This window comes from uncultured Chloroflexus sp. (assembly GCF_937129525.1).
Taxonomy (GTDB): Bacteria; Chloroflexota; Chloroflexia; order Chloroflexales; family Chloroflexaceae; genus Chloroflexus.
The window spans coordinates 1-7,950 of the sequence record NZ_CAKZNK010000116.1 but is presented as its reverse complement, the minus strand read 5'-3'; the positions used below and the strand labels follow the sequence as shown (position 1 = coordinate 7,950).

The 7,950-nt window shown below is 57.2% G+C and carries 6 protein-coding genes; 5 read left to right on the top strand and 1 reads right to left on the bottom strand.

Going from position 1 to position 7,950, the window contains the following annotated elements; all coding sequences use genetic code 11:
* Positions 1 to 419 precede the first annotated feature (419 nt).
* From Q0650_RS14710 to Q0650_RS14690, 5 genes are all read left to right on the top strand, one after another.
* Positions 420 to 1,700 carry an extracellular solute-binding protein gene (locus Q0650_RS14710; RefSeq protein ID WP_298820246.1) on the top strand — a complete coding sequence of 427 codons (1,281 nt, stop codon included), beginning with the start codon at positions 420 to 422 and terminating at the stop codon, positions 1,698 to 1,700.
* 174 nt (positions 1,701 to 1,874) lie between these two features.
* Positions 1,875 to 3,095: a carbohydrate ABC transporter permease gene (locus Q0650_RS14705; protein WP_298820243.1), complete on the top strand. Its 1,221-nt coding sequence runs from the start codon at positions 1,875 to 1,877 to the stop codon at positions 3,093 to 3,095.
* Complete coding sequence (locus Q0650_RS14700) at positions 3,092 to 3,937, top strand: sugar ABC transporter permease (protein WP_298820241.1); 846 nt, start codon at positions 3,092 to 3,094, stop codon at positions 3,935 to 3,937. Before Q0650_RS14705 ends, Q0650_RS14700 begins: the two co-directional genes overlap by 4 nt.
* Positions 3,938 to 6,037, top strand: a complete 2,100-nt coding sequence (locus Q0650_RS14695; protein ID WP_298820239.1) for a transcriptional regulator — start codon at positions 3,938 to 3,940, stop codon at positions 6,035 to 6,037.
* A gap of 93 nt (positions 6,038 to 6,130) precedes the next feature.
* Positions 6,131 to 6,940 (top strand): alpha/beta hydrolase, encoded by an 810-nt coding sequence (locus Q0650_RS14690; RefSeq protein ID WP_298820236.1) that lies wholly within the window; start codon positions 6,131 to 6,133, stop codon positions 6,938 to 6,940.
* A 114-nt stretch (positions 6,941 to 7,054) separates the two neighbouring features.
* Here Q0650_RS14690 and Q0650_RS14685 read toward each other — a convergent pair whose 3' ends face one another.
* The gene (locus tag Q0650_RS14685) at positions 7,055 to 7,588 is read right to left on the bottom strand and encodes a hypothetical protein (RefSeq protein WP_298820234.1); all 534 of its coding nucleotides are present in this window, start codon (positions 7,586 to 7,588) and stop codon (positions 7,055 to 7,057) included.
* Positions 7,589 to 7,950: the final 362 nt, after the last annotated feature.

Here is a 7,950-nt window from a genome sequence, read left to right as displayed (position 1 = left end):
GCTATCGGCTATCGCCTATCCCAATCAGCCTCAGCTACAAGTTCTGCGGTATAATTGCTTACAACCTCTTGACAGGAACACCCTGTCGGTGGTATAGTTGTTAGTGAAAAGGTTGTAAACAAAACAATGCCTGCTACAACTATTCTCGTTTGGCGTATGTAATGTGAGCAGATTCAGATTCCCTTCGTTGTTCATCTGCAGTTGATCGCAACATCTGGTGGACAACTTCCTCTTGATGCGCTGCTCCGTTTCATTACGCTCAAAATTTATGGCAGGCATATAGGTAGAAAGGAGGCGTCTATCTAACTAAGCAGTAACGGAGTAAGTTTTTTCATATCTCAAGTCTGGTCGCGTAACAGATTTCTGTGCAGTGCTGTAGTCGGAGACGACACAGTCGAAGGAGTACAATTGTGAAGGCAATGAAGCACGCTTTAACCGCTCTATTCCTTGCTGCTGCGATGCTACTGGCCGCATGCGGCTCTGGACAACCGGCAGCGCAACCCACAACCGCGCCAGCAGCGCAACCCACAACCGCGCCGGCAGCGCAACCCACAACCGCGCCGGCAGCTCAGCAGGTAACCATTCGCATCTGGCATCAGTGGGATGGCGCTTACCTGACCGCCATTGAACAGGCATTCCGCGATTACGAAGCTGCCAACCCCAACGTAAAGATTGACCTCTCGAAGCCCGAAGACGTAAGCAATGCGTTGAATGTCGCCATCCCGGCAGGCGAAGGCCCTGACATTATCGGCTGGGCCAACGACCAGATCGGTCAGCAGGCGCTGGTGGGCAATATCGTTGCGCTCAACGACTATGGGATTACCGAGGACTTCTTGCGCAGCACTTACGAGCCGGCTGCCGTTAATGGCGTGATCTGGCAGGGCAAGATCTGGGCTTTGCCGGAGACGCAGGAAGGCATTGCCTTGATCTACAACAAGGCGGTTGTGGGTGATATGAAGTTGCCCAGCAGCCTTGATGAGCTGTTGCAGATGGCGAAAGACTTCCGCGCAGCCAACCCTGACAAGACCCTTGTCTGCAACCAGGGCTTTGGCGGTAGCGATGCCTACCACGTAGCGCCGATCTACTTCGGCTATGGCGTGCCGAGCTATGTTGACGATGAAGGCAAAGTTTACGTCAATACGCCTGAAATGATCAAGGGTGGTGAGTGGCTGGCTGAGATGAGCAAGGTCTCGTTCAGTGAGCAGAGCTACGACATCTGCAAGGCGGCGCTGGCTGAGGGCAAGGCGGCTATGTGGTGGACTGGCCCGTGGGCCATTGCCGGGATCGAGCAGGACGGCGTAGACTACGGCATTCTGCCGCTGGGCAAGCCGTTCGTTGGTATCAAGACTCTGATGCTGACCCGCAATGCGGTTGAGCGCGGCAACGCCGAAGTGGCGCTCGATATTATGAAGTACTTCACCAGCGCTGAAGTGCAGGCCAAGCTGGCCCTGACCAACAAGACAGTGCCGGCAGCGACTGCGGCGCTGCAAAATCCGGAAGTGGCTGCCCTGCCGACCCTGGCCGGCTTTGGCGCCGCGCTGAACCTGGGTGTGCCGATGGCGAATACACCGTTTGCGTCGGCGCAGTGGGGTCCGGTTGGCGATGCCAGCGTTGCTATCTGGACGGGATCGCAGTCGCCCGCTGACGCTCTAGCTGCCGCTGCGCAGGCGATTGAAGCGGCAATTATGCAGATGAAGTAGGTCTGGGCAGGGATAGCGAGACATTGGCGATGTTTGCGCCCTCGCTATATCGTCAGAGTTGATGATAGACGTTGAGCCGGACCTCGTAGTCCGGCTCACTCGCTACCGTTGCGCCGGTCGGGCGCCCGGCGGCCTGTGATGGCCTTCCGGCTGCTTCCAGTGAGGTATGCATATATGGTGTCGTGGTCAAATCGCCGCAAGGCGCTCACCGTTCTGCTCTTTACCGGTCCGACCATTATCGGCATTTTGCTGTTCAATATTTACCCCATTCTGCTCAGCGTTTATACCTCGTTTACCAACCGCAACCGTTTTCGCCCGAATCCCGACTGTGAGATCTTTCTCACCGGTATCCTTGATCCCTTGTGCTGGCCTCAATTTCGCGCCAGCGCGCCAGTGGGTTTGGGCCAGCCATACCGATTGCAAGACCCGATCTTTGCCAACTATGCCAATCTGATCGGTAGTTTGTTTACTCCAGAAGCATTGGGGGCGATGGCGGCGATTGCGCTCTGTTTTGTGCCACTGATTGCAGCGTCTTTCATCAACCGCCGCTTCGAGCGCATGATGGAGCCTCCCGCGCCGCCTTCAGTCGTGTGGTTGGGGGCGTTGGCGCTGGGGTTTATTCTCGCCGCAGTCGTGAATGTCGCGCAAGCCTATGACACGTTGATGCGCGCCGGCGATTTTGTCGTTGTTGTCTTCCGTACCTTGCTGTTTGTGATCGCGCGGGTGCCATTTAGCTTTTTGCTCGGTTTGACGTTTGCGCTCATTTTGAATAGCGATAACCTGCCCGGTCGCACCTTCTTTCGGGTTATGCTCTTTGTGCCATGGGCCGCGTCGTCACTGGCAATTCTGATGGCACTGATCTGGCAGTTCTTCTTTCGCGAGCAGGGTACGATCAATCAGGTACTGGCACTCTTTGGCATTGCCGGACCCTCGTGGCTGCGCGATCCGATCAGCGCGTTCCTTATTGTGGTGCTGGTTGATACCTGGTTCTCGTACCCCTTCTTCATGATCGTCATTCTCGGCGCGTTGCAATCGGTGCCGCGTGATGTCTACGAAGCGGCAGAGCTTGACGGCGCTTCATGGTGGCAACAACTTACCCGAATTACCTTGCCGCTGATTCGCCCGGCAGTCTTGCCGGCCACAGTGCTGACCTCGATCACCGCGTTCCAGATGTTTGGCACCGTTTGGGCAATTACTCAGGGTGGGCCGATCAGCGAAGTTGGTCGTCCCGGCGCAACCGAGTTTGTGATCGTCTACGCCTACAAGCAGATCTTCCAGACCCAAAACTACGGCAACGCCACCGCCTTTGCCGTGATCCTCTTCATCTTCCTCTTCACGGTGACGCTCTACAGTCTGCGGTTGACGCGCATCACGAAAGGGGCTTACGAGTCATGATCCGCAAACCTACCCGACCGGTGCTGGTGTTGCAGTACACTATCCTGATCCTCGGCGTGCTCTTTGCCGTTTACCCGCTCTGGTTTGCCTTTCTGGCTTCAGGACGAAGCGGCGACCGACTCTATACGCTCAATCTGCTCGGTATGTTTTTGCCTACCGAGTGGACATTTGAGAATTATCGGGCGATGATCTTTGATCGTCCTCTGCTCACCTGGTTGCGGAATAGCCTTTACGTGGCCGGCGTAACGACGATTGCGTCACTGGTTATTACGACTTCAGCGGCGTTTGCGTTCTCGCGGTTTAAGTTTTACGGTCGCGAGTTTGCCCTGATCCTGCTACTGGCCATACAGACCTTTCCCGGTGTGCTGAGCCTGGTTGCGGTGGCACAGTTGCTGACGGCTATGGGGTTGTATGGCAAGCACGAGGGTTTGATCCTGGCCTACACTACCGGTACCCTGGTCTTCAGTACCTGGAATATGAAGGGGTACTTCGACACAATCCCGATTGAGCTGGAAGAGGCAGCAATGATTGATGGCTGCGGCCCAATTCAATCGTTTATCCTGATTGCGTTGCCGCTGGCCCGTCCGGCCCTGGCCGTGACTGCGCTGCTCGGCTTTCTGGCCGGTTGGGGCGACTTCATCTTCGCGTCGGTGCTGGTGCCTGCGCCCGACAGCATGAAGCTGGTGGTGCCCGGCCTGTTCAGTCTCGCTAATAGCCAGAGCGTGCCCTGGGGGAACTTTGCTGCCGGTGGGTTGCTGATCATTCTGCCGACCATCATCGTCTTCCTGATGCTCCAGCGCTTCCTCGTGTCGGGGTTGACGGTTGGCGGTGTCAAGGGATAAATGACCGTGAAGAATACGTCGTCGCGTGGCTGGTTGATCGGGGTCATTGTGCTGGCCGCGCTGATAAGATTGTGGGCCGCGTTGACGTTGCCGCTCGATTTTGACGAGCCGGTTTACGTTGGCGCAGCGCTCGATTATGCCCGCCTGATCCGTCAGGGTGATTGGGCCGGTGTAATCGACTATCCCGGCAATCGTCAACATCCGGCGCTGCACAAATTGATCTACACGGCTGGCGCGCTGGCACTGGGTGATGCAGCCAACTCAACAACAACGCTCTACGTATCGCGTATCATGGCTGCGCTGTTCGGCGTAGCTGCGGTGGCCGGCCTGGCCTGGTTTGCCGGGCCGCTGGCTGCCGGTCTGCTCGCCGTGCATACCCTGACCGTGAAATATACCGCGCAGGCCTATCTGGAAGCCTGGCCACTTATGTGGTCGATCCTGGCGGTGGGCGCGTGGGAACGAGCCGGTCAGCCGGGAATTGCGCGCGCTCGTTACTGGTTGTTATGCGGCGCAGTGGCCTGGGGTCTGGCGACTGCCGCCAAGATGAACTATGCCATTGTCGCAGCGCCAGCCATGCTGGCATGGCTGATCGGGCGTGGTTATGCCCGCCAGATCCCGCTGCTCAGCGGAGTGGCGCTGCTAACGTTCGTCGCAGCAAACCCAACTGTCTGGCGCGAGCCGCTAGAGCGATTCGCGGCCATGGCCAGCTTTTGGGCAGCGTATTCACAAGGTCAAGAGGTGCAGGCGGCTGGTTACCCGTGGTATCAGCCGATCATCTGGCTGGCGACCGCGCCGGCGGTTGAATGGCATCCCGAAGTGTTTTTTCTCCCCGGTCTCGATCCGTGGTTCACGCTGCTGGCGCTCATCGGCTTGCCTGTCGCCTGGCGCGATCCTGCGCGTCGGTATCTGGCAATCTGGCTGCTCAGCGGGTTGCTCATCTTGCTTATCTGGCCGACCAAATGGCCGCAATATGCGCTGACGCTCGTTACTCCTATCGTCCTCCTGGCAGCGCCAATTGCGCGACGCGGAATCGAGTGGCTGCGGGAACAGAATGAATACTGGGGCTGGAGCAACGTGATGTTCTTGCGTCCGCCCCGCTATGCCTGGATTGCGCTGGCCTTGCTGGTCGGGTTTGTCGCCACCGTTTACGCGACAGCCCTGATTATGGTGACGGCGGGGAGTATCGGCTGGAGCGTCATTGCGCCCGGCGCCGGTGGTTTGCCACCGGGGCCAATCTACGCCATTCAGCCGCTGCGCGACGGGCGGGTAGCACTCGGCGGCGAGCATGGCTTGACAATCTGGGAAGCGCCGGCTGTGAGCGAAGATCCTCCGCGCTGGAACCACCTGCCGCTTGGGATGGTATACGACATGGCCGAGACAGATACCGGTCTGTGGGTAGCCACTCGACATGGCCTGGCGCTGATAGCGGCAGGCGAACGGTGGGAATGGCAACCACTGCCAGCCGGTCTACGCGAACACGCGGTCGCGCGCGCGCTGGCCAGCGCCCCGGATGGCACGCTCTGGCTGGGAACGAATGCGGGTGGCGCCGCGCGTGATGCGCATGGTCACTGGCAGTTGTTACCGCAGGCGGGACGTGGCGGAATGATCCTCTCTGTTGCGGTTGGGCAACATGGCGAAGTCTGGTTTGGCGGGATTGGGGTTGTCAGTCGCTACCTGTCGCATAGTAACGTCTGGCAACATTTTGATCGCGCCGATGGTTTTGCCGGCGCGGGCATTGCCGACCTGCTGATCGACCAAACCGGCACCGTGTGGGCAGCGACACTTGGCGAGGGGCTGGCGCGGTGGGATGGTACGCGCTGGGAATGGCTGACGACTGCCAACCGGCAATTGCCGGCGCAGACCATCACCACTCTACTCGAAACCGATCCCGGCCAGATCTGGATTGGCGCAGCCCGACCGCTGACCACGGGCGGTTTTCTGCTGCGCTACGACGGGCAAACGTGGCGCAATTTTCTGCCGCGCGACTCTGGCTTTCCCGGCGCAGAGCCACTGGCGCTGGCAGTTGACCACCGGCGGGTGCTCTGGATTGGAACCCGCGCCAACGGCGTGGTCACATATCAATTGGGACCGGTGCCGTAACGCGCCCGGTTAAAGATGACCCCTGGCATTAAAACGCCCCAACCAACACTGCAAAGCCTTTCCATTGGCATCTTGAGAACGAAAGGATCCATCATGCCACTCATCCGCCATCCTGATCTGAGCAGTCGCTACGTCATATCGCGCCCGATCGATGTCTGGATACCGAACAACGCGGGCGATCAACGCCTGCCGGTCATCTATATGCACGACGGGCAAAACCTGTTTGATCCCGCATTGCGCGCCGACGGCGAAGTGTGGGCAGTGGATCAAGCCATCGAACGGCTGCGCGCCAGCCATGGATGGGCCGGCGCAATCGTGGTTGGAATCTGGTGTACCGATCAGCGCTGGCGGGAATATGCGCCACAACAACCCTTTGCCGCCCTGCGGCAGACTCGCGGCTGGCCAACCATTGTCGAACGCATGGGAGGCGAGCCGCTGTCCGATGCCTATCTCGCCTTCATCGTCGAAGAGGTCAAACCCTTCATCGACGCCCACTACCCAACCTTACCCGATCAGGCCAACACCTTCATCATGGGGTCAAGTATGGGTGGTCTCATTTCGCTTTACGGAGTTTGCCGATACCCGCGCCTGTTTGGCGGCGCAGGCTGCCTGTCAACCCACTGGCCGGCTGGCGGCAACATACTGGTTGACGAACTGGCGGCATGCGTGCCGCCACCCGGTCATCACCGTTTCTACTTCGATTACGGCACCGAGGGATTGGACGCCGAATACGAACCATTCCAGCAGCGCATGGATCGATGGATGGAAAAAGCCGGCTACCGTCACGGTTACGACTGGATCACGCGCAAATTTCCAGGCGCGGCGCATAATGAAGCCGCCTGGCGCGCGCGGGTTGCTGACGCCATCGCCTTCGTGGTTGGATTGGGTGTCGGTCAGGACTGATCAGGCGCTCCCGACCGGTCGGCCCGCATCGGCTGACCGGTCGCTGCTCGTTTCCCACTAGAAGCGTGTGGCGCTGTCGCGATGCGGTTTGCTCTCGGCAATCAGCATTGCGATCTACCTGTCGGAGGGAGAGATATTTCTGAAACGCTTAATGCGATATTGAATATCTGACATAACATTTTTGATTTTCTCAAAATCCGTCTGGCTTAAATATTTCGAGATTTCGTTGAGCAACGATGGAACATCTGGCTGATAATAGTGAAGCAACGTTGCAATATCGTTTTCGTACAGACCAACGCGCGCAAAATTGCCCTGACGGTAGAGTGACGGTAGCGCATACAGCTTGAGAAGCAATAAGCCCTCAACACTGGCCAAAGGTATATTTCTATCTAGAAATGATTGGACTGTTGCGTATTCTTTATGTACCTTCTTGAATAACGGATTTTTTGTAAGAAGAATGTCGATTTGTAATTCTCCATAATTAGCGCGAACGACATATGGATCCTGACTGGTAATTTGAAGTTCTGGCAGTTTTTTGAAAGACGATAACGCCATCAATACATCTAAATCTTGAGTGTTTCTTCCTTCAACGTAGTGCAGAAGCGCAATTCCTCCTACCAGAACGTAGTTGATTCTGCGTTCTTTCAACAGAGCAAAAAATTCTGAACAGACTGAATCAGTGGATCGGAATTCATTGCGCTATCAGCCCAGTTCCTGGCATTGAAAACGATGCCATTGCGGATGATTCTTCCGATTTGGTCGCTGCTTTGGATGTTCATCGTAAATATCGCAAACACCGGAAAAGATAAGGATGATAACGGTCAACGTTATTGGAAGTTACTCGTTCCAACACCTGGAGGAAGTGTAGCACAAACGCGGCTATTCATCTACCGCAGAGGACGCGGAGGACACCGAGAACCTATCAGCTATCGCCTATCGCCTATCGCCTATCAGCTATCGCCTATCCCCAAACGCGCCTGTCATCCCCTGGCAGATGGGGGGCGCAGCAG